A 21,820-nucleotide genomic window follows, 5' to 3' on the forward strand; every position below is an offset into this window, starting at 1 on the left:
CGGGTACCGTGGCGCGCCCGGCGGGGGAGTTGCCGCCCGACGGCGCTCCGCCACGCGGTGCACCCGCTACGGGGTGGACGCAGGTCCGGGGGCCTCGGGCACGCAGCCGGCGGGCTCCGAGTTCCCGCTGACGACGAAGTCCTCGCACGTGAGGAACGCGGCGTGGTTGACCCCGAGCAGGTAGGAGGCGGCGGCGATGGACAGCACCAGGGCGATCACCAGGAGGCGCCGCACCGGGGACAGGGAGCCCTCGCCGAACTCCGGCCAGATGATGCGTGCCAGCACCCACATCGTCGCCGGGATCCCCAGGAAGGCCACGGCGACGCCGAGGGTCTCGGTCAGCACGTCGAGGAACCCTCCGTCGTCCTCGACCACGATCGCGAGCACCAGCCACAGCGTGGGGACCAGCAGAGCGGCGGCCCGGTGTTTGCGCCGCTGCTCTCCGTGGCGGCGGAACAGCACGACGAACAGCGCCGCCGTCGCCGCGACCCAGACGGTCAGTTTCTGGTCGAAGAAGAGCTGTCCCCAGGCACCCAGGGTGAAGGCGGGCCACCAGACGGCGATGCACATGCCCACGGCGACGACCCCTGCGGCCCGTCCAGGCGTGGTGCTGATCGACTCCTCGTCGGCTGAAGACATCGGCACCACAGTAGCAATCCCGGGCCACCGCAACCACGGTCAGCCCGGGGGAGGGCGCACCCGCCGGGCCGCCCCGTCCACCGGGTGCGCGTCCCCCGCGGATGTGGTGCACTGGTGGTCCGATCCGCGCACCACCCACCGAGAGGACGCCGAGATGAGCCGACGCACGCCGTGGAGCCTCCTGTCCGTCGCCGCCCTGGCGCTCGCCGCACTGACCGGCTGCGACACCACCATCGAGGACGTGGAGGAGGGCGCCGGCCAGGTCCAGCAGGAGGTCGAGGAGGGCGCCGACCAGGTCCAGCAGGAGGTCGAGGAGGGCGCCGGCCAGGTCGAGGAGGGCGCCGACCAGGTCCAGCAGGAGGTCGAGGAGGGCGTCGACGACGCTCAGGACGACGAGGGCTGAGCGGCCGCGCGCAGCCGCTCGGGCACGGGGAGCAGCACCGACGGCTCGAGCGCGCCGACGAACTGCAGCGGGTTGACGTAGTCGCCGTCCCGGCGCACGCCCCAGTGCAGACAGGTGCCCGGGCCGCAGTGGTCCCGGCCGCGCAGCACGCCCACGACCTGGCCGCGGCGCACCCGGTCCCCGGGGACCAGGGACGACTCGACGGGCTCGAAGCTCGAGCGCAGACCCCCGCCGTGGTCGAGCGTGAGCACCGGGCGGTCCACGACGAACCCCACGAAGGCCACCGTTCCCGCGGCCGGGGAGCGCACGGCGGCGCCCGGGCCCGCATCCAGGTCCACGCCCCGGTGGCCCCGCGCCCACCGCTGGGCGGGCGGGGCCCACTCGCCCACCACGGCCGGCCGCGGCGACAGGGGCCACGCCCACCCCTGGGCCGCCGAGCCGGGGGAGGGGAGCAGCACTCCCAGCACGAGCACGATCGCGAGCCCCACCACGCCGGCCGGCTCCCTGCCCGCCCTCGGCGTCCCGGTCCGCGCCGCCCCGGCCGGCCCGGCCCGGGCACGGGGCCAGCGCAGGAGACGCAGGAGACGCAGGAGCGGGGAGGGTCCGGTGGGCATGTCCCGACTGTCCGTCACCGGGGCCGGACGGAGGGCCGCCCGGCCCCGTGCTGTGGACGGTCCCGGGGCCCCTCCGGCAGCCCCCGGCCGCGTGCAGGGCGGACGAGGCCCTTGTAGTACACTCGATCCCGCAGTGTGCTCTGAGGCGCCCCTCGTGGCGCGCCCTCGCGCCCACCCGGACCCGGCCCCGACGCCGGAGCCGACGGCGCGGTGGCGAGCAGCTGACTTCGCGCGCAGCGCCGCCGGGACCTCCCGTCCCGGTCCGGCCGCCCCGGTCCGCGTTCCCCGTCCCGGCGGGGTGCGGCACGGCGGCCGGGAGACGGACCCGCAGGGTCCGCCCACCGCTGCACCAGGGGCTCGTCCGCCGGACGCAGCCGAGAACCGAACCCGCGGGCCGGGCGTCGTCGCACGCCCTCCCGCACGAGAGACCAGGAGACGACATGTCCGTCGTTACCATGCGCCAGCTCCTCGACAGCGGCGTGCACTTCGGCCACCAGACCCGCCGGTGGAACCCGAAGATGAAGCGCTTCATCTTCACCGAGCGCAACGGCATCTACATCATCGACCTCCAGCAGTCGCTGTCCTTCATCGACCGCGCCTACGAGGCCGTCAAGACCACCGTGGCCCACGGCGGCACCATCCTCTTCGTCGGCACCAAGAAGCAGGCCCAGGAGGCCATCGCCGAGCAGGCCACCCGCGTGGGCATGCCCTACGTGAACCACCGCTGGCTCGGCGGCATGCTCACGAACTTCGCCACGGTCTCCAAGCGCATCGAGCGCATGAAGGAGCTCGAGGAGATCGACTTCGACGACGTCGCCGGCTCGCAGTACACGAAGAAGGAGCTCCTCCTCCTGCGCCGCGAGAAGGAGAAGCTGGAGCGCACCCTCGGCGGCATCCGCAACCTGACCAAGGCCCCCTCCCTGATCTGGATCGTGGACACCAAGAAGGAGCACCTCGCGGTGGACGAGGCCCAGAAGCTGGGCATCCCGGTCGTCGCGATCCTCGACACCAACTGCGACCCCGACGAGGTCGCCTTCCCGATCCCGGGCAACGACGACGCCATCCGCTCCGTCAACCTGCTGACCCGCGTGATCGCCGACGCCGTGGCCGAGGGTCTCATGGAGCGCCACAACAAGAAGTCCGGCGGCGCCGACCAGGCCGCCGAGCCGATGGCCGAGTGGGAGCGCGAGCTGCTCGAGCAGCACGCCGCCGAGCAGACCGCCGCGACCGAGGCCCCGGCCGAGACCGCCGCCCCGGCCGAGGCCGAGACCGCCGCCGCGACCGAGGCCCCGGCCGAGACCGAGGCTCCCGCCGAGGCCGCCGCCCCGGCCGAGACCGAGACCGCCGCCGAGTAGTCTCCGTCCACCGTCCGTTTCCCCCGGCGGGGCACCGTCCCCGCCCGAGGCCGGCCGGGGCGGGCCCGTGCCCGCCCCGGCCGGCACCACCGACCGAGTGAGGAGTTTCCATGGCGAACTACACCGCCACCGAGATCAAGGCCCTGCGTGAGCGCACCGGCGCCGGCATGCTGGACGTCAAGAAGGCGCTCGACGAGGCCGACGGCGACCTCCAGAAGGCGCAGGAGATCATCCGCGTCAAGGGCCTCAAGGGCGTCACCAAGCGCGAGGGCCGGGCCACGGCCGAGGGCCTCGTCGCCGCGCGCGTCGAGGGCACCGTCGGGTACATGGTCGAGGTCAACTCCGAGACCGACTTCGTGGCGAAGTCCGCCCCGTTCGTCGAGTTCGGCAACAAGGTGCTCGACGCCGCCGTGGCCGCCGATGCCACCACGCTCGAGTCCCTCATGGACGCCCAGGTCGACGGCAAGGCCGTCTCCGAGCTCGTCACCGAGACCGGTGCCCTGCTCGGCGAGAAGGTCGTCGTCCGGCGCATCGCCCGCGTCGAGGGCGACAACGTGGCCGTCTACCTGCACAAGACCTCCAAGGACCTCCCGGCGCAGGTCGGCGTGCTGCTGGCCGTGGCCGGTGCCGACGCCGGGCAGGTCGCCCACGACGTCGCCGTGCACATCGCCGCGATGTCCCCGACGTTCCTCTCCCAGGAGGACGTGCCCGCCGAGACCGTCGAGTCGGAGAAGCGCGTCGCCGAGGAGACGGCCCGCGCCGAGGGCAAGCCGGAGAAGATCCTCCCGAACATCATCAACGGCCGCCTCAAGGGCTACTTCAAGGACGTCGTCCTGCTGGACCAGGACTTCGCCAAGGACTCCAAGAAGACCGTCGGCAAGGTGCTCGAGGAGGCCGGTGCGACCGCCACGGCCTTCGCCCGCTTCCGCGTCGGCGCCTGACCGGGCCTCTCCCGGGCGCCCGGCGCCCGCTCGCGACGGAGGCGTTCCTGCACGGCAGGGGCGCCTCCGTCGTCGTTCCCGGTCCCGCCTGCGACGACGCCCTCGAGGCCCCGGGGGACGGCGTCCGGGGGCGGACGCGTTCTGTATGCTGAGGGAGGCCCGCCCCCCGCGCCAGCTGCACCCTCGCGGGGCCGAGCCGGTCCACGCAGCTCCGTCGTCGCCGGGAGGAACCATGCCCACCACTTCTGCCTCCGAGATCAAGGACGAGGCCCTGCGCCTGAGCAGGGACCCCCGGGTCGCCCCCGCCCGCCGCCGGGTGCTGCTGAAGCTCTCGGGCGAGGTCTTCGGCGGCGGCTCCATCGGGGTGGACACGCGCGTGGTCCGCGACATCGCCGAGCAGATCGCGGCCACCGTGGGCCAGGTCGAGACCGCCATCGTGGTGGGCGGCGGCAACTTCTTCCGCGGCGCGGAGCTCTCCCAGGCCGGCATGGACCGCTCCCGTGCGGACTACATGGGGATGCTCGGCACCGTCATGAACTGCCTGGCCCTGCAGGACTTCCTCGAGCAGTGCGGGGTCGACACCCGGGTGCAGTCCGCGATCAAGATGGAGCAGGTGGCCGAGGTCTACATCCCGCGCCGGGCCATCCGGCACATGGAGAAGGACCGCGTCGTGATCTTCGGCGCCGGCGCCGGGCTGCCCTACTTCTCCACCGACACCGTCGCGGCCCAGCGGGCGCTGGAGGTCCACGCGGACGAGGTCCTCATGGCGAAGAACGGGGTGGACGGCGTCTACACCGCGGACCCCCGCACGAACCCGGACGCCCAGCGGCTGTCCACCCTCACCTACGGCGAGGCCCTCGCCCGTGACATCCGGGTCATGGACCAGACGGCCTTCAGCCTGTGCCGCGACAACGACGTGACGATGCGCGTGTTCGGCATGGAGGGCGAGGGCAACGTCACCCGCGCGATCCTCGGCGAGCAGATCGGCACCCTCGTCACCGCGTGAGCCGGCGCCGGGCGGCCCCCGGTTAGACTGGGGCGAGCACGGCCGGGCGGCGTGGTTCCCGCGCGGCGACCGGCCGAACCGACCCCGCGCGGAGGACTCCGTGCGACACGACGAAGGAGCCCCTACGTGATCTCAGAGACCATGTCCGAAGCGAAGACCAAGATGGGCAAGGCCGTGGACGGCGCCAAGGAGGACTTCGCCGCGATCCGCACGGGCCGGGCCAACCCCTCCCTCTTCTCGAGCGTGCTGGTCGAGTACTACGGCACTCCCACCCCGCTCCAGCAGCTCGCCTCCTTCCAGAACCCCGAGGCCCGCACGCTGCTCATCACGCCGTACGACCGCTCCGCCCTCAACGACATCGAGAAGGCGCTGCGCAACTCGGACATCGGGGCGAACCCCGCCAACGACGGCAACGTCATCCGCGTGGTCATGCCGGAGCTGACGCAGGAGCGGCGCAAGGAGTACGTCAAGGTCGTCGGGCACAAGGCCGAGGAGGCGCGCGTCTCCGTGCGCAACATCCGTCGGCACGCCAAGGACCAGATCGAGAAGGCCGTCAAGGACGGCGACATCGGCGAGGACGAGGGCAAGCGCGCCGAGAAGGACCTCGACGGCGCGACCAAGAAGCACATCGACCAGATCGACGAGATGCTCAAGAACAAGGAAGCGGAGCTGCTGCAGGTCTGATGCCGGACCAGCCGCGACCGCACCAGGAGACGAAGGCTTCCCCGGGAACCGCCGGGGGGGCCTTCTCTCAGCGTGCCCGGCCGGGCCCCGGCCGGGCCGGCGCCGCGACGACCCCGGGCACGCCGGGGCGCCGGCACACCGCCCCCTCCCGCGCCGGCCGGAACCTGCCGGCCGCCGTGGGCGTCGCCGTGGTGCTCATCGGGACCCTGCTCGTCGGGCTGTTCGTCCAGCCCCTCGTCCTGGCGCTCTTCGCCGGGACGGCGGCGGGGATCGGCGTCTGGGAGGTCGGCCGGTCGCTGCGCTACCGCGGCATCGTCATCCCGCGCGTCCCGGCGGTGACCGCGGGCGTGCTGATGCCGGTCGCCGCGTTCGCCGGTGGCGGCGAGGCGCTGATGATGGCCGTGATCGTGGGGCTGACGCTCGTGATCGTCTGGCGGGCCCTGGGGGGCCGGGACGGCATGATCCTGTCCATCATGGGCTCCGTGTTCGCCCTGGTCTGGGTGGGCTTCATGCTGAGCATCGCCCTGCTGCTCTACCACACCGAGGCGGGCCCCCTGAAGGTGCTCACGGTCATCCTGCTGGCCGTGGGCTCGGACACGTGCGGCTACGCCGTGGGCGTGGTCTGGGGCCGCCACCCCATGGCGCCGCGGATCAGCCCCAAGAAGTCCTGGGAGGGCTTCGCCGGGTCGCTGGGCGGCTCGGTGCTGATCGGCGTCCTGTGCGCCGTGCTGCTGCTGGACCACGCCTGGTGGGAGGGCGCCGTGCTCGCCGCGGTGCTCGTGCTCGCCGCCACCCTCGGCGACTTCTCCGAGTCCATGGTCAAGCGCGAGCTGGGGATCAAGGACATGGGCACCCTCCTGCCCGGCCACGGGGGCGTGATGGACCGGATCGACTCCATCCTCTTCGCCGTCCCCGCCGGGTACCTGCTCTTCGAGCTCTTCGCCGCGAGCGCCTGAGCCCGGCGTCCAGGACCCGCAGCCCATGCCTCCCGACCGCCCCGGAGCCCGGCCGGCCGCAGCCCGCATCCCGCGGTGCGCCGAGGCCGAGCGCGGCTACGACGTCGTCCAGGTGGACGACCTCCTGGCCGCCGTGCACGCGGCCCTGCAGGACGCGCCGCCCGGCCCCGGACCGGCGCACCGGTCCGGGGCCGTGCTCAGCACGCAGGTGCGCGCCGCCGTCTTCGCCGACGCGCGGGGCGGCTACCGGCCGGAGGCCGTCGACGGGCTGCTGGACGCGGCCGAGGACGCGCTGGCCGCGGCCGAGCGCGAGCAGTGCCTGCGCGACCGGGGCCCCGAGGCCTGGCAGGAGCACGTCGACGCCCTGACCCGGCTGCTCCGGAACCGTCTCGACCGGCCGCGCACGCAGCGCTTCCGGCGCCCTTCCCGGCCGCGGGCCCAGGGCTACTCCGCGGCCCACGTGGACGTCCTCTGCGAGCGCCTGGGCGCCCGGCTGGAGGGCACCGCGGACCTCGCGCCGGCCGAGCTGCGCCGGGCCGTGTTCCCGCCCGCCCAGGGGGAGCGCAGCTACGAGGAGCAGCAGGTGGACGCCTTCCTGGACCGCGCCGTCCAGCTGCTCCTGGCCTCTCGCTGAAACAGGCTCCCCGAAGCCTCTGTGTATACATGCTGGACCGGACCTCGTCCAGAAACGCCGTTCCGTGTTCATCCTGACCCCCGAAAAGCAACTTTTGGGTGTCATGCCTTGCTCCTGTGCATACAACGGCCTAGTGTGGGCCACATCACATGAGGAGGTAGCCCATGTCCAACCAGCCACCCATCGACGCCGACGACCTCGTCGCCGACGTCGACTTCCCCGCGGCCCAGCGGTCGCCAGAGTTCCAGGAGCTGCGGAAGACCCACCGCGGCTTCGTCTTCCCGCTCGCCATCGCGTTCCTGGTCTGGTACCTGCTGTACGTGGTGCTCGCCATGTACGCGCCGCAGCTGTTCGCCATCCAGGTCATCGGCAACGTCAACCTCGGCGTCGTCCTGGGTCTGCTCCAGTTCGTCACGACCTTTGCCATCACGGGGGCCTACGTCTCCTTCGCCAACCGCAAGCTGGACCCGAAGGCCACGGCCATCCGGGAGCGTCTCGAGCCCAGCCTCGGCACCACCGGCGGCGTCCACGGACAGGAGAACTGACCGATGCACCAGCTGCACACCGCGCTCGCGCCCATGACGGCCGCCACCACGGAGACGGTCGGCACGCCCTGGATCAACATCTCCATCTTCGGCGCGTTCGTCGTCGTCACGATGGTCATCGTCCTCCGCGCCTCGAAGTCCACGTCCACGGCGGCCGACTACTACGCCGGCGGCCGCGGCTTCAGCGGCACCCAGAACGGCCTGGCCATCGCGGGCGACTACCTCTCGGCGGCGTCCTTCCTCGGCATCGTGGGCGCGATCGCCCTCCAGGGCTACGACGGGTTCCTCTACTCCATCGGCTTCCTCGTGGCCTGGCTCGTGGCGCTGCTGCTGATCGCCGAGCTGCTGCGCAACACCGGCAAGTTCACGATGGCGGACGTCCTGTCCTTCCGGTTGCGCCAGCGCCCCGTGCGCGTCGCGGCGTCCATCTCCACCCTGGCCGTGTCCGCGTTCTACCTGCTGGCCCAGATGGCCGGGGCGGGCGCCCTGGTGTCGCTGCTGCTGGGTATCAGCTCGCGGGTCGGGCAGTCGCTGGTCATCGTGGTCGTGGGCGTGCTCATGATCGTCTACGTCCTCGTGGGCGGGATGAAGGGCACCACCTACGTGCAGATCATCAAGGCGGTGCTCCTGGTCTCCGGCGTGGCGGTCATGACCGTCTGGATCCTGGCGCTCTACGGCTTCAACTTCTCCTCCCTGCTCGGTGACGCGGTCGCCGTCTCCGGCAACCCGGCCATCCTCGAGCCGGGCCTGAAGTACGGCGTGAGCGAGACCAGCAAGCTGGACTTCATCTCCCTGGGCCTGGCCCTCGTCTTCGGCGCGGCGGGCCTGCCCCACGTGCTGATGCGCTTCTACACGGTGCCCACGGCCAAGGAGGCCCGCACCTCGGTGGTCTGGGCCATCTCGCTGATCGGCCTGTTCTACCTGTTCACCCTCATCCTGGGCTTCGGCGCGGCGGCCCTGATCGGCGCCGAGCGGATCCAGGCGGCACCGGGCGGCGTGAACTCCGCGGCCCCGCTGCTGGCCTTCGAGCTCGGCGGGTCCCTGCTGATGGGCATCATCGCGGCGGTGGCGTTCGCCACGATCCTCGCGGTCGTCGCCGGCCTGGCCATCACGGCCTCGGCCTCGTTCGCCCACGACATCTACACCAGCGTGATCAAGAAGGGGAACTCCGATCCCCGCAAGGAGCTGAAGGTCGCGAAGACCACGGTGGTGGTCATCGGTCTCGTCTCCATCGCGGGCGGCATCGGCGCCCAGGGCCAGAACGTCGCGTTCCTCGTGGCGCTCGCCTTCGCGGTCGCGGCCTCGGCGAACCTGCCGACCATCCTGTACTCCCTGTACTGGCGGCGCTTCACCACCCGGGGCGCGGTCTGGTCCATGTACGGCGGCCTGATCATGTCGGTGGGCCTCATCATCTTCTCCCCGGTCATGTCCGGCACCGAGACGTCGATGATCCCGACGGCCGACTTCGCGTGGTTCCCGCTGCAGAACCCGGGCATCGTCTCGATCCCGGCCTCCTTCCTGCTCGGCTTCATCGGTTCCATGACGGAGCGCCGTCTCGAGGACCCGATCAAGCAGTCCGAGATGGAGGTGCGCTCCCTCACAGGCATCGGCGCCGAGAAGCCCGTCGCCCACTGACGGATTCCCCGCTCCCACCTGGGAGGATCCACCGGCCCGCCCGAAGCCCCGGCTTCCGGCGGGCCGGTCCGCGTCCGGGAGGAACGCGTCGATTGGCTAACGGGAACAGACAGGCGGCTGACCGTCGGCTAGGGTGAAGCGCAGAAGCAACCTCAGGGTATTCCTGGGATACTCGCCGGTTGCGTACAATAAAAGTCCCTCCCGGGACGGATAAGGAGCCATCATGGGAATCATCAGCTGGATCATCCTCGGCCTCATCGCCGGCGCCCTCGCCAAGCTCATCATGCCGGGCAGCCAGGGTGGCGGCATCATCGTCACGATCGTCCTCGGCATCGTGGGGGCCCTCCTCGGAGGCTTCCTCGGCTCGCTGATCGGCATCGGGGACCTGGAGTCCGCGTTCGACATCGGCACCATCATCACCGCCGTCGTGGGAGCCCTCATCGTGCTCTTCATCTGGGGCGCGGTCTCCGGCCGCAAGGGTCGCGCCACGCGCTGACCCACCCCCGTCGGTCGCCGAGGCCCCGTCCACCGTTCCCGGTGGACGGGGCCTCGGCCCGTTCCGGGCCGGCCGCAGGCACCCCCGGGGCACGGCACCGGGGACGGCCGCTGGGGGATACTGGGGCCATGACGCCCCCCGCCGCCTCGCCCCGCACCCGCCCGACACCCGAGCTGCGCGCCCTGGCCGCCGCCGGCCCCCGCCGGATCAGCGTCCTCGGCTCGACGGGCTCGATCGGCACCCAGGCGCTCGACGTCGTGCGGGCCGCCCGCGAGCTCGAGGGCGCGGACCCGTTCACCGTGGTCGCCCTCGCCGCCGGACCGCGGCACCTCGAGCTCCTCGCCGAGCAGGCCCTCGAGACCCGCGCCGCGCTCGTGGCGACCAGCGGCACCGCCCAGGACGCCGCCCGGCTGACCGGCCTCATCGCGGACCGGGCCGCGTCCGCCGGGGCCGGGGGATACCGCCCGGACGTCGTGCACGGGCCCGACGCCGCGTCCGCGGCCGCCGCCCACCCCGACGCCGACCTCGTGCTCAACGGGATCACCGGCTCCATCGGCCTCGCTCCCACGCTGGCGGCGCTGCGGGCCGGGCACCGGCTCGCCCTGGCGAACAAGGAGTCCCTGATCGCCGGCGGCGCCCTCGTCAAGGCCGCCGCCGCGGCCACCGGGGACCCGGACGCCCTGATCCCCGTCGACTCCGAGCACTCCGCGCTGGCGCAGGCGCTGCGCGGCGGCACCGCCGGGGAGGTGGACCGGCTCGTGCTGACGGCCTCCGGCGGGCCCTTCCGCGGCCGGTCCCGGGCGGAGCTCGAGGCGGTCACCCCCCGGGACGCGCTGCGCCACCCGACGTGGGACATGGGGCTGATGGTGACGACCAACTCGGCGACCATGGTGAACAAGGCCCTCGAGGTGCTCGAGGCCCACCTGCTCTTCGACGTGCCCCTCGAGCGCATCGACGTGGTGGTCCACCCCCAGTCGGTCGTGCACTCCATGGTCCAGTTCGTGGACGGCTCCACCCTCGCCCAGGCCTCGCCCCCGGACATGCGCCTGCCCATCGCCCTCGGCCTGGCCTGGCCGCACCGGGTGCCCGGGGCCGCCCTGCCGTGCGACTGGACGCGCGCCACGGAGTGGACCTTCGAACCCCTCGACCCGGTGGCGTTCCCCGCCGTCGAGCTCCTCAAGGCGGCGGGCGAGCGGGGCGGGACCTTCCCCGCCGTGTTCAACGCGGCCAACGAGGAGGCGGTGCACGCCTTCCACGACGGCCGGATCCGGTTCCCCGCCATCGTGGACACGGTCGAGGCGGTCCTGGGTGAGCACGACGACGACGGCCCGCTGGAGCTCGAGGCCGTGCTGGCGGCCGAGCGCTGGGCCCGCCGGCGGGCCCGCGAGGTCCTCGCGCGCTGACCGGGCCGGGGCCGGCCCCTCCGCACGTGCTAGTCTGTCGGGCGGATGACGAGTCCCAGCGTGCAGCCCTGGCTTGCTGGGCGGCAACCCTCTCCCGTAGTGGGGTGCCCCAGGTGAACCATCCGGCACCGGCCGACGACGGCCGGCGGCAAGTACGGTCCTACCGCGCACGCGCCCTCCGGCGCGCCCTCGACCGTGGCCGCCGGACCCGTTGGCCCCGGTGGAGACCTCCGACACCCCGGACCCACGGAAAGGCACCACATGCGATCGCAGCGCCTCCCCTTCCTCGCCCTGGCCACGACCCTCGGCCTCGCCCTCACCGCCTGCGGCGGCTCCGCCGGGGAGTCCTCCGGCGAGGGCGTGCTCGCCGACGACAAGGTCACCATCGGCGTGGTGGGCACCGACCCGACCCACGACGCCCTCCAGCGGGTGGCCGAGGAACAGGGCATCACCGTCGAGTACGTCGACTTCTCCGACTACAACCAGCCGAACCCCGCCACCGAGTCCGGTGACGTGGAGATGACCTGGTTCCAGCACGTCCCGTTCCTCGCCGACTACAACAACGCGGCCGGGGGCTCCATCACCCCGATCGGCTCGACCTCGATCTACCCGCTGGGCCTGTACTCCAACCAGTACGACTCCGTGGAGCAGTTCCAGGAGGGCGACGAGATCGCGGTGCCCAACGACGCCGTGAACCTCTCCCGGGCCCTGCTCGTGCTCGAGGCCGCAGGTCTCGTGGAGCTGACCGGCGACACCCTCATCCCCACCGAGCTCGACGTCGACACCGAGGCCTCCACGGTGCGCGTCACCCCGGTCTCCGCGGAGCAGACGGTGCTCTCGCTCGACTCGGTGGCCGGCTCGGTCATCAACAACGACTTCCTCTCGCGGGCCGACATCGACCCGCAGTCCGCGCTCGCCCAGGACGACCCCGAGTCCGAGGGCTCCCGCGCCTACGTCAACCTCTTCACCACCACGGAGGAGCTCGCCGACGACGAGACCCTCCGGCAGGTCGCGGACCTCTACCACGAGCAGGCCGTGATCGACGCCGAGATGGAGGAGACCAAGGACACCGCCGTGCCGCTGCAGCTGGAGCCGGAGGAGCTCCAGGAGCTGACCGCGCGCTACCAGCAGGAGCTGAAGGACCAGGAGCAGTGAGCGCGGCGGTCCCCGCCGGGCCGTCCGCACCCGGGCGCCCGGACGAGGTGCTCGTCTCCTTCCGCAACGTCTCCAAGACCTTCCGCACCGGCTCGGGGCGGGCGGCGCGCGAGGTGCTCGCGGTCGACGACGTCACCCTCGACGTCCGCCGCGGCGAGATCTTCGGCGTGATCGGCTACTCCGGGGCGGGCAAGTCCACCCTCGTGCGCCTGATCAACGGGCTCGAGCCCGTGTCCTCGGGCTCCCTGACCGTGGAGGGCTTCGAGGTGGCCGGCCGGCGCGAGACCGAGCTGGCGCCCGTGCGGCAGGAGATCGGGATGATCTTCCAGCAGTTCAACCTCTTCACCTCCCGCACCGTCGCCGGCAACGTCGAGTACCCGCTCAAGCGGGCCGGCTGGCCGAAGGAGAAGCGCCGGGCGCGGGTGGCCGAGCTGCTCGAGTTCGTGGGCCTCGCCGCCCGCGCCGGCAACTACCCGGAGCAGCTCTCCGGCGGGCAGAAGCAGCGCGTGGGCATCGCCCGCGCCCTGGCGACCAGCCCGAAGCTGCTCCTGGCCGACGAGTCGACGAGCGCCCTCGACCCGGAGACCACGCAGGAGGTGCTGCAGGTGCTGCAGCGGGTCAACCGGGAGCTCGGGATCACGATCGTGATCATCACCCACGAGATGGACGTGGTCCGCGCGATCGCCGACCGCGTGGCCGTGATGCAGGACGGGAAGGTCGTGGAGCACGGCTCCACCGTGGACATCTTCGCCCGGCCCCGCACCGAGACCGCCCGCCGCTTCGTCTCCTCCGTCCTGCACTCGGTGCCGGACGCCCGCGAGGTCGAGCGGCTGCGCCGCGCCCACCGGGGGCGCCTGGTGATCGTGGACGTCGGCGACGGCGTGGACATCGGCGGGGTGCTCTCGGACGGCGCCGCCCGCGGGGTCCGCTTCACCATCGCCTACGGCGGGATCAGCGTGCTCCAGGAGCAGTCGTTCGGGTCCCTGACCTTCGAGCTGACCGGCGCGGACACGGCCGTGCAGGCCGTGGTCGACGAGATGTCCCGCATCACGACCCTGAGAGAGGTGGCCGCGTGAACGACTGGTCCGTCCTGGGACCCGAGCTGCTGTCCGCGCTCGGGGAGACCCTCTACATGGTGGCGGTCACGCTGCTGCTCGCCGGCCTGCTCGGTCTGCTCGTGGGCGTCGGCCTCTACGTCACCCGCCGGGGCAACATCCTGGAGAACCGGGCGGTGCACGAGGGCCTCAACCTCGTGGTGAACTTCGTCCGGCCGATCCCGTTCATCATCCTGCTGGCCGCGCTGGGACCGGTGACCCAGGGGGTCGTCGGGACCCGGCTGGGGCCCAACGCCGCGATCTTCGCGATGACCATCGGGGCCATGTTCGCGGTGGCGCGCATCGTCGAGCAGAACCTCATGAGCGTGGACCCCGGGGTCGTGGAGGCGGCCCGCTCCATGGGCGTCTCCCGCGGCCGGATCATCACCACGGTGATCCTGCCCGAGGCGCTGGGCCCCCTGGTGCTCGGTTACACCTTCCTGGTCATCGGCATCACGGACATGTCGGCGATGGCCGGGGCCATCGGCGCCGGCGGCCTGGGCGACTTCGCCCTGCGCCTGGGCTACCAGCGGTTCAACGACGAGGTCACGTGGGCGGCGGTCGCCGTCATCGTGGTCCTGGTCCAGCTCGTGCAGGTGGTGGGCAACCGGCTGGCCCGCCGGATCCTGCGCCGCTGAGGCGCCCCGCCCCGCAGCCCACCGACGGCCGGTGCGCCTCCCTCCCGGGAGGGCACCGGCCGTCGTCGTGCCATGGTGCGCCGGGTGCCCGACGTCCAGGATGGTGGTGCAGACTGGTCCTCGCCGTGCCGAGCGCACGGCCCCGACGTCCCCGGCGCCCGCCGGGGTCCCTCGACGATCCCGGGAGGTCCGACGGATGGGTGTCGTGCTGTTCCTCGTGGGCGTGCTGCTGGCCGCCGCCGCCATCGCGGTCTCCATCGCCCTCCACGAGATCGGCCACCTCGTGCCGGCCAAGCTCTTCGGCGTGCGCGTCACGCAGTACATGGTCGGCTTCGGGCGCACCGTGCTCTCCCGCCGGCGCGGCGAGACGGAGTACGGGCTCAAGGCGGTCCCGCTGGGCGGCTACATCTCCATGGTGGGGATGTACCCGCCGGCGCGCGCGGGCTCGACGGCCCGCGCCTCGAGCACCGGCGTGTTCCAGCAGATGGCGGCCGAGGCCCGCGGCGGCGCCGCGGACCAGCTCCTCCCCGGGGACGAGGACCGCGTGTTCTACCGGCTGCCCGTGTGGAAGCGGATCGTGATCATGCTCGGCGGCCCGGTGATGAACCTCCTGCTCGGAACCCTGTGCCTGGCCGTCCTGCTCTCCGGCTTCGGGACGGCGACGCCCACCACGACGGTCGCGTGGGTGTCCGAGTGCGTGGTGGCCGCGGAGCGCCAGGCCGCCGGGCAGACCGAGTGCCGGCCGGAGGACCCCCAGGCCCCCGCGAACGCCGCTGGGCTGCGCCCCGGGGACGTCGTCACGGCCGTCGACGGCGCCCCGGTCGGCTCCTGGGACGAGCTCACCGCCCGGATCCGGGACCGGGCCGGCGAGCGGATCCCGGTGGTGGTCGAGCGGGACGGCCGGACGGTGTCCGCGGCGCTGACCCCCATCCTCTCCTCGCGTCCCGTGCTGGACGACTCCGGCGTCGCCGTGTCCGGCGAGGACGGCGCCCCCCGCTACGAGGAGGTCGGGTTCATCGGCATCAGCCCCACCAGCGAGCCCGTCCGGCAGCCGCTGACCGCGGTGCCCGGGGCGGTGCTCGACGGGCTGCAGCAGATCGCCGGGGTGGTCCTGCACCTGCCGCAGCGGATCTACGAGGTGGGGGAGGCGGCGTTCTCCGACGCGCCCCGGGACCCGGACGGGCCGATCTCCGTGGTGGGGGTCGGCCGGATCTCGGGGGAGATCGCCGCGCACGAGGAGATCGCGCTGCGGGACAAGGCCGCCTCCCTCGTGGGCCTGGTCGGCTCCGTCAACCTGGCCCTGTTCGTCTTCAACCTGCTGCCGCTGCTGCCGCTCGACGGCGGGCACGTCGCCGGGGCGCTGTGGGAGGCGCTGCGCCGGGGGAGCGCCCGGCTGCTCGGCCGCCGCGACCCCGGCCCGTTCGACCCCGCCCGGCTGCTGCCGGTGACCTACGCCGTGGCCGTGCTGATGATCGGGATGTCCGTGCTGCTGATCTACGCGGACATCGTCAAACCGGTCCGGCTGTTCTGAGTCCGGGCCGGCCGGCGCGCCCCTGGGGCCGGCGGGCGTTCGGCGTGGGAGGAATCGCACCCCCGGCACCGGGGGCCGCCCGGGGGCATGGGGCACAATGGGAACCGGTGACGGGCCCGGCCAGCGGGTCCCGGCACCACCGCTCCAGCTCCTGCCCTCGATTCCTCGGAGGAACTCCTTGACCCCGGTCAGCCTCGGCATGCCCGCCGCGCCCCAGCCCGTCCTCTCCCCGCGCCGGAAGACCCGGCAGATCCGGGTCGGGTCCGTGGGCGTCGGCTCCGACTCGCCGGTGAGCGTGCAGTCCATGACGACCACCCCCACCACGGACATCAACGCCACCCTGCAGCAGATCGCCGAGCTCAACGCCACCGGGTGCGACATCGTCCGGGTGGCGTGCCCGTCCCAGGACGACGCCGACGCCCTGCCGATCATCGCCATGAAGTCCCCGATCCCGGTGATCGCCGACATCCACTTCCAGCCGAAGTACGTCTACGCGGCCATCGAGGCCGGGTGCGCGGCCGTGCGTGTGAACCCGGGCAACATCCGCAAGTTCGACGACCAGGTCGGCCAGATCGCCCGCGAGGCCAAGGCCGCCGGGGTGTCCATCCGGATCGGCGTGAACGCGGGCTCCCTGGACCAGCGGATCATGGACAAGTACGGCAAGGCCACGCCCGAGGCGCTCGTCGAGTCCGCCGTGTGGGAGGCGTCCCTGTTCGAGGAGCACGACTTCCACGACTTCAAGATCTCCGTCAAGCACAACGACCCGGTCACCATGGTCCGGGCCTACCAACTGCTCGCCGAGCGCGGCGACTGGCCCCTGCACCTCGGCGTGACCGAGGCGGGCCCCGCCTTCCAGGGCACCATCAAGTCCGCCACGGCCTTCGGCGCCCTGCTGTCCCAGGGCATCGGGGACACCATCCGGGTCTCCCTGTCGGCGCCGCCGGTCGAGGAGGTCAAGGTCGGCAACCAGATCCTGCAGTCCCTGGGCCTGCGCCCGCGCAAGCTCGAGATCGTCTCCTGCCCCTCGTGCGGCCGCGCGCAGGTCGACGTCTACACGCTCGCGGACGAGGTGACGGCGGGCCTCGAGGGGCTCACCGTCCCGCTGCGGGTGGCCGTGATGGGCTGCGTCGTCAACGGCCCCGGCGAGGCACGCGAGGCCGACCTCGGCGTGGCCTCCGGCAACGGCAAGGGCCAGATCTTCGTCAAGGGCGAGGTCGTGAAGACCGTCCCCGAGGACCTCATCGTGGAGACGCTGATCGAGGAGGCCAACCGCATCGCCGCCGAGATGGAGACGGACGAGAACGGGGAGACCACGGCGGGCAGCCCCGTCGTGAGCGTCAGCTGACGGGCCGGTGACGGGCGGGTGAGGACGCAGCGGAGGACGGCGCCGCGGCTGGTGCCGGCGGGGGAGGTCGATCCGGCCCAGCTGGACCGGCTGCTCGAGGCGGACCCCGTCGCCCACGCCTTCGTGGCCGCCCACGTCGAGTCCTACCGCGGGAGCCGGGGCTCGCGGATCCCGCCCGTGGTCGGCACCGCCGGGCCGGACGGTGAGCTGACCGGCGCGTGCTGGGTGGGAACGAACGTGGTGCCCGTGTCCCTGGACGGCCCGGGCCTGGACCTCGTCGGCGGGCACCTGCGGCGGGGCGGGTCCCGGCACGCCTCGCTGTTCGGGCCCGCCGAGCTGGTCCTCGGGCTGTGGTCCCGGGTGGAGCGCACCTGGCCCCGGCCCTTCGACCTGCGCCCCGTCCAGCCCCTGCTGGCCATCGACCGGGACCCCGCGCCCGCGCCGCACCCCGGCGTGCGCGTGGCCCGCCCCGAGGACCTGCCCGCCGTGCTCCCGGCGAGCGCCGCCATGTTCGAGGAGGAGGTCGGGTACTCCCCGTACACGGGCGGCGACCGCGGGTACCGGGACCGGGTCTCCGCGCTCGTCGAGGCGGGGCGCTGCCTCGTGCTGACCGACGACGGGGGCCGCGTGGTGTTCAAGGCCGACCTCGGCTCGGTGGCCCGCGGCGTGGCGCAGGTGCAGGGCGTGTGGGTGGACCCGGCGCACCGCGGCCGGGGGCTGGCGGTGCCCTGCATGGCGGCCGCCGTGCGCCTCGCCCGCCGGCGCACCCCGGTGGTCAGCCTCTACGTCAACGACTACAACGTCCGGGCCCTCGCCACCTACCGGCGGGTCGGCTTCGAGCGGATCGGGACCTTCGCCACCGTCCTGCTCTGAGCGCCCGGGGCCGCCGATCCCGGTGCGGCCGGGCCGGGCGGGGGGTGTAGATTTGACCGGAATCAGCGGCGCCGTCGGCGCCGCCCACCCTCTCGACGCCCGGGCCCGGCCGCACCACGCCGCGCTCCCCGGGAGAAACGGAGCCCTCGTGGCGCTGCGACTCTCCTCCCTGTTCCTGCGAACCCTCCGCGAAGACCCGGTCGACGCCGAGGTGGACAGCCACAAGCTGCTCGTCCGCGCCGGCTACATCCGCCGGGCCGCCCCGGGCATCTACACCTGGCTGCCGATGGGCCTGCGGGTGCTCGGGAAGGTCGAGCAGGTGGTGCGCGAGGAGATGGGCGCGATCGGCGCCCAGGAGGTGCACTTCCCGGCGCTGCTGCCGCGCGAGCCCTACGAGGTCACGAACCGCTGGACGGAGTACGGGGAGAACCTCTTCCGCCTGAAGGACCGCAAGGACGCCGACTACCTGCTCGCGCCCACGCACGAGGAGATGTTCACGCTGCTCGTCAAGGACCTGTACTCCTCCTACAAGGACCTCCCCGTCACCCTCTACCAGATCCAGGCGAAGTACCGGGACGAGGCCCGCCCCCGCGCCGGTCTCCTGCGCGGGCGCGAGTTCGTCATGAAGGACTCCTACTCCTTCGACGTCGACGACGCCGGTCTCGACGAGTCCTACACCAGGCACCGCGAGGCCTACGTCCGGATCTTCGAGCGCCTCGGCCTGCCCGTGGTCGCCGTCTCGGCCCAGTCCGGGGCCATGGGCGGCTCCCGCTCCGAGGAGTTCCTGCACCCCACGGTCATCGGCGAGGACACGTTCGTGCGCTCGCCCGGCGGCTACGCGGCCAACGTCGAGGCGGTGACCACCGTGGTGCCCGCGGAGGCCGATCCCGCCGGGGCCCCCGAGGCACGGGTGCTCGAGACCCCGGACAGCCCCACGATCGACACGCTCGTGCAGCGCTCGAACGAGCTGCACCCGCGCGCCGAGGGGCCCTGGACCGCCGGCGACACCCTCAAGAACGTGGTGCTCGCCGTCGTCCTGCCCGACGGCGCCAGGCGGCTCGTGGCGGTCGGACTGCCCGGCGACCGCGCCGTGGACCTCAAGCGCATCGAGGCCGGCATCGGCGCCGCCCTGGACGTCTCCGGCGAGGTGCTGGTGGAGCAGGCCGGCGACGAGGACCTGCGTGCCTGCCCGCTGCTGGTCAAGGGCTACATCGGGCCGGGGCTGTCCCTGGACCAGGCCGTGCTCGGCGAGAAGTCCTCGACCGGCATCCCCTTCTTCGTGGACCCGCGCGTGGTCCGCGGCACCCGTTGGGTGACCGGGGCGAACGTGGCCGGCCAGCACGTCTACGACCTCACGGCCGGGCGCGACTTCGCCTGGGACGGCGTCCTGGAGTGCGCCGAGGTCCGGGCCGGCGATCCCGCGCCGGACGGCTCCGGACCGCTCGAGGCGGCCCGCGGCATCGAGATGGGGCACATCTTCCAGCTGGGCCGCAAGTACGCGGAGGCACTGGGGCTGAAGGTGCTCGACCGCAACGGCAAGCTCGTCACCGTGACCATGGGCTCCTACGGGATCGGGGTCACCCGGGCGGTGGCCGCCCTCGCCGAGGCCTACCACGACGACAAGGGTCTGCTCTGGCCGCGCCAGGTCGCCCCCGCGGACGTCCACGTGGTCGCCACCGGCAAGGGCCCCGAGGTGCTGGAGGAGGCCGAGAAGGTCGTGGCCGAGCTCGAGGCGGAGGGGCTCGAGGTCCTCTTCGACGACCGGCCCAAGGTCTCCCCGGGCGTGAAGTTCGGCGACGCCGAGCTGCTCGGCGTGCCCACCGTGCTGGTGGTCGGCCGCGGCCTCAAGGACGGCGTCCTCGAGCTCAAGGACCGCGCGAGCGGCAGCAGCGAGGACGTGCCCCGGGACGGCGTCGCCGCCGTGGTCGCCGCCGCCGTGCGCGGCTGATCCCGTGCAGGGGCTCGGGGCCTCGGGCCTGGAGCAGATGGACCCCGGCGTCGTCGCCCTGCTGGTGGCGGCCGGGCTCGCCGCGGGCTTCGTCGACGCCGTGGTCGGCGGCGGCGGCCTGCTGCAGCTGCCCGTGGTGCTGATGGTCCCGGGGATCAGCCCCGTCCAGGCCCTGGCCACCAACAAGATGGGCTCCGTGTTCGGCACCGCGACGAGCGCGCTGACCTTCTACCGGCGCACGTCCCCCGACCTGCGCACCGCCCTGCCCATGGCGGGCGTCGCGCTGGTCGGCAGCTTCGGCGGGGCGGCGCTGGCCGCGTCCCTGCCCGAGGCGGTGTTCCGCCCGATCATCCTCGCCGCGCTGGTGGCCGTGCTCCTGTTCACCGTGGCCCGGCCCACCGTGGGGCAGCTGACCGAGCTGCGCCACAGCGGCGCGCGGCACTACGGCACCGCGATGGTGATCGGCACCGTCATCGGCTTCTACGACGGCGTGATGGGCCCGGGCACCGGCTCGTTCCTGGTCATCGCCATGATCACGCTGCTGGGCTACAGCTTCCTGGCCGCCAGCGCCAAGGCGAAGATCGTCAACCTCGCGACCAACGTGGGCGCCCTCGTGTTCTTCTTCGGCCACGGGTCGGTGCTGTGGGGCCTGGGGCTCGTCCTGGGGCTGTCCAACATGCTGGGCGGCTACCTCGGGGCGCGCACCGCGGTGGCCCGCGGCAGCCGCTTCATCCGGGTGGTGTTCCTCACCGTGGTCTCGCTGCTCATCCTCAAGCTGGGCGTCGACGTGCTGCGGGGAGCCTGAGCCGCCCCGCCGGAGCGTGGGTCACCGCGGCGGGTCGTCCCGGACCACGCCGGGCAGGGCGTCGACCTCCCCCGTGAGCCCGGCGCGCAGCCCGGTCGCGCGCTCGAGCGCCACGAGCGCCCAGCACCGGTCGCCGGCGTCCCCGCGGGCCAGCACGTGCGCGGCGGCCTCCTGCACGTCCCGGGCCGCCGTGTCCGCGACCCGGCCGGGGTGCTCCCGCACGTCCTCGGGCAGGACGTAGGCGCCCGCCGGCAGCCCGGGGTCCGCCGCGAGCACCCGCCGGGCGGACGGGGACCCCAGGAGCTCTTCGACGTCCGCCCGGGCCCGGGCCGCCAGCTCGGCGGGGACGGCACCGGCCGGGGCGGCAGCGTCAGGGGCGGCAGCGTCCGGGGTTGTCCCGGTGCGGGCGGCCAGCGCCTCGAAGGCGTAGCCGGCGCGGTCCAGCGCCGACCACAGGACGGCCCCGGGAGCGGCCGTCCCATCGGGGGCCGGATCCCCGGCGGCGTCGCACAGGTCGGCGCCGGCCGGAGCCGGGACCTGCGGGGCCGGAACCTGCGGGGCCGCGAGCTGCCGGGCCGCCGTGGCCCGCGAGACCGCCGCCGCGGCGAGCACCCGCGCCAGGGCGGGGTCCTCGGCGGCCAGGGCGTCCCCGGCGAGGGCCGTCGCCGTCGTCCGCAGCGCGGCGGACGCCGTGGCGCCCGATTCCGCGGCGTCCCCGGCGTCGCCGGTGCTGACGCCGTCGGTGCCGGTGCCGCCGGCGGGGGAGGGGCGCCCGGCCCGGGCAGCGGCGCTCGTGCGGCCGTCGGGCGCGGGACCGAGGGCCTCGAGCTGCCGGGCCAGGTCGGCGCGCACGTCCGCCCACGCGGCGGCGGGCGCCGGGGCCGGGGCGGGCGCCGCGAGCAGCGCCTCGGTGCCCCGCCACGCCTCGGCGCGCGCGACCTCGTCCGGGGGCACCGGCCGGGCGGAGTCCAGCCACCACGCCCCGGCGGCGCCGGTGGCGAGCAGGACCCCCAGCACCAGCGGGAGCACTCGGGGGGCGGGCGTGCGGGGATCGGTCACCGGTGGCTCCTGGGGGACGCGGCGGGGGACGGCGGAGGGCCGCGTTCATCATAGGATCTCC

The 21,820-nt window shown here is 73.4% G+C and carries 22 protein-coding genes and 1 riboswitch; of the genes, 19 read left to right on the top strand and 3 right to left on the bottom strand.

The window, feature by feature from the left end; genetic code table 11:
- Positions 1-66: 66 nt before the first annotated feature.
- Positions 67-639, bottom strand: a complete 573-nt coding sequence (locus tag AC6CH6_RS07485) for a hypothetical protein (RefSeq protein WP_498254654.1) — start codon at positions 637-639, stop codon at positions 67-69.
- Positions 640-793: 154 nt separating this feature from the next.
- Between AC6CH6_RS07485 and AC6CH6_RS07490 the strand changes: the two genes are divergently transcribed.
- The gene (locus tag AC6CH6_RS07490) at positions 794-1,042 is read left to right on the top strand and encodes a hypothetical protein (RefSeq protein ID WP_498254655.1); all 249 of its coding nucleotides are present in this window, start codon (positions 794-796) and stop codon (positions 1,040-1,042) included.
- Here the strand turns inward: AC6CH6_RS07490 and AC6CH6_RS07495 are convergent.
- Positions 1,024-1,656 (bottom strand): murein hydrolase activator EnvC family protein, encoded by a 633-nt coding sequence (locus tag AC6CH6_RS07495; protein ID WP_498254656.1) that lies wholly within the window; start codon positions 1,654-1,656, stop codon positions 1,024-1,026. The two genes, AC6CH6_RS07490 and AC6CH6_RS07495, sit on opposite strands and share 19 nt — an antisense overlap.
- A 440-nt stretch (positions 1,657-2,096) precedes the next feature.
- On the opposite strand from AC6CH6_RS07495, the gene rpsB reads away from it, so the two are divergent.
- The 18 genes from rpsB to AC6CH6_RS07585 all read left to right on the top strand — a co-directional run bounded on the left by rpsB (position 2,097) and on the right by AC6CH6_RS07585 (position 20,700).
- Positions 2,097-3,011 carry a 30S ribosomal protein S2 gene (gene rpsB, locus AC6CH6_RS07500; RefSeq protein WP_133410465.1) on the top strand — a complete coding sequence of 305 codons (915 nt, stop codon included), beginning with the start codon at positions 2,097-2,099 and terminating at the stop codon, positions 3,009-3,011.
- Positions 3,012-3,121: 110 nt separating this feature from the next.
- Positions 3,122-3,952, top strand: a complete 831-nt coding sequence (tsf, locus tag AC6CH6_RS07505) for a translation elongation factor Ts (RefSeq protein WP_017834130.1) — start codon at positions 3,122-3,124, stop codon at positions 3,950-3,952.
- Positions 3,953-4,184: 232 nt separating this feature from the next.
- Complete coding sequence (gene pyrH / locus AC6CH6_RS07510; RefSeq protein WP_017834131.1) at positions 4,185-4,958, top strand: UMP kinase; 774 nt, start codon at positions 4,185-4,187, stop codon at positions 4,956-4,958.
- Between the two features lie 126 nt (positions 4,959-5,084).
- Positions 5,085-5,642 carry a ribosome recycling factor gene (gene frr / locus AC6CH6_RS07515; protein WP_133410463.1) on the top strand — a complete coding sequence of 186 codons (558 nt, stop codon included), beginning with the start codon at positions 5,085-5,087 and terminating at the stop codon, positions 5,640-5,642.
- A complete protein-coding gene (locus AC6CH6_RS07520) occupies positions 5,642-6,598 on the top strand; it encodes a phosphatidate cytidylyltransferase (protein WP_498254657.1) in 957 nt (318 codons plus the stop codon). Before frr ends, AC6CH6_RS07520 begins: the two co-directional genes overlap by 1 nt.
- A gap of 25 nt (positions 6,599-6,623) precedes the next feature.
- Positions 6,624-7,232, top strand: coding sequence for a DivIVA domain-containing protein (locus tag AC6CH6_RS07525; protein WP_498254658.1), 609 nt, complete (start codon positions 6,624-6,626; stop codon positions 7,230-7,232).
- A 164-nt stretch (positions 7,233-7,396) separates the two neighbouring features.
- Positions 7,397-7,777 carry a DUF485 domain-containing protein gene (locus tag AC6CH6_RS07530; RefSeq protein WP_498254659.1) on the top strand — a complete coding sequence of 127 codons (381 nt, stop codon included), beginning with the start codon at positions 7,397-7,399 and terminating at the stop codon, positions 7,775-7,777.
- A gap of 3 nt (positions 7,778-7,780) precedes the next feature.
- The gene (locus AC6CH6_RS07535; RefSeq protein ID WP_498254660.1) at positions 7,781-9,412 is read left to right on the top strand and encodes a monocarboxylic acid transporter; all 1,632 of its coding nucleotides are present in this window, start codon (positions 7,781-7,783) and stop codon (positions 9,410-9,412) included.
- 223 nt (positions 9,413-9,635) lie between these two features.
- On the top strand, positions 9,636-9,908 hold the full coding sequence (locus AC6CH6_RS07540) for a GlsB/YeaQ/YmgE family stress response membrane protein (RefSeq protein WP_017834137.1): 273 nt from the start codon (positions 9,636-9,638) through the stop codon (positions 9,906-9,908).
- Between the two features lie 128 nt (positions 9,909-10,036).
- Positions 10,037-11,311, top strand: coding sequence for a 1-deoxy-D-xylulose-5-phosphate reductoisomerase (dxr, locus tag AC6CH6_RS07545; protein ID WP_498254661.1), 1,275 nt, complete (start codon positions 10,037-10,039; stop codon positions 11,309-11,311).
- Positions 11,312-11,355: 44 nt separating this feature from the next.
- Positions 11,356-11,472: riboswitch (SAM riboswitch) on the top strand.
- A gap of 100 nt (positions 11,473-11,572) precedes the next feature.
- Complete coding sequence (locus AC6CH6_RS07550) at positions 11,573-12,466, top strand: MetQ/NlpA family ABC transporter substrate-binding protein (RefSeq protein ID WP_133410457.1); 894 nt, start codon at positions 11,573-11,575, stop codon at positions 12,464-12,466.
- Positions 12,463-13,542, top strand: coding sequence for a methionine ABC transporter ATP-binding protein (locus tag AC6CH6_RS07555; RefSeq protein ID WP_133410456.1), 1,080 nt, complete (start codon positions 12,463-12,465; stop codon positions 13,540-13,542). Before AC6CH6_RS07550 ends, AC6CH6_RS07555 begins: the two co-directional genes overlap by 4 nt.
- Positions 13,543-13,598: 56 nt before the next feature.
- Positions 13,599-14,198: a methionine ABC transporter permease gene (locus tag AC6CH6_RS07560; protein ID WP_081615817.1), complete on the top strand. Its 600-nt coding sequence runs from the start codon at positions 13,599-13,601 to the stop codon at positions 14,196-14,198.
- Positions 14,199-14,394: 196 nt separating this feature from the next.
- Complete coding sequence (locus AC6CH6_RS07565; RefSeq protein WP_498254662.1) at positions 14,395-15,729, top strand: M50 family metallopeptidase; 1,335 nt, start codon at positions 14,395-14,397, stop codon at positions 15,727-15,729.
- 178 nt (positions 15,730-15,907) lie between these two features.
- A complete protein-coding gene (gene ispG, locus AC6CH6_RS07570; protein WP_133410454.1) occupies positions 15,908-17,074 on the top strand; it encodes a flavodoxin-dependent (E)-4-hydroxy-3-methylbut-2-enyl-diphosphate synthase in 1,167 nt (388 codons plus the stop codon).
- Between the two features lie 18 nt (positions 17,075-17,092).
- Positions 17,093-17,947: a GNAT family N-acetyltransferase gene (locus tag AC6CH6_RS07575; RefSeq protein ID WP_498254663.1), complete on the top strand. Its 855-nt coding sequence runs from the start codon at positions 17,093-17,095 to the stop codon at positions 17,945-17,947.
- A gap of 148 nt (positions 17,948-18,095) precedes the next feature.
- Positions 18,096-19,895 (top strand): proline--tRNA ligase, encoded by a 1,800-nt coding sequence (locus tag AC6CH6_RS07580; protein ID WP_498254664.1) that lies wholly within the window; start codon positions 18,096-18,098, stop codon positions 19,893-19,895.
- Positions 19,896-19,932: 37 nt separating this feature from the next.
- Entirely contained in the window at positions 19,933-20,700 is a 768-nt protein-coding gene (locus tag AC6CH6_RS07585) for a TSUP family transporter (RefSeq protein WP_251356191.1), read from the top strand.
- 21 nt (positions 20,701-20,721) lie between these two features.
- On the opposite strand, the gene AC6CH6_RS07590 is transcribed toward AC6CH6_RS07585, so the two are convergent.
- A complete protein-coding gene (locus AC6CH6_RS07590; RefSeq protein ID WP_498254665.1) occupies positions 20,722-21,759 on the bottom strand; it encodes a hypothetical protein in 1,038 nt (345 codons plus the stop codon).
- Positions 21,760-21,820: the final 61 nt, after the last annotated feature.

Source organism: Kocuria sp. GQ42 (assembly GCF_059758435.1).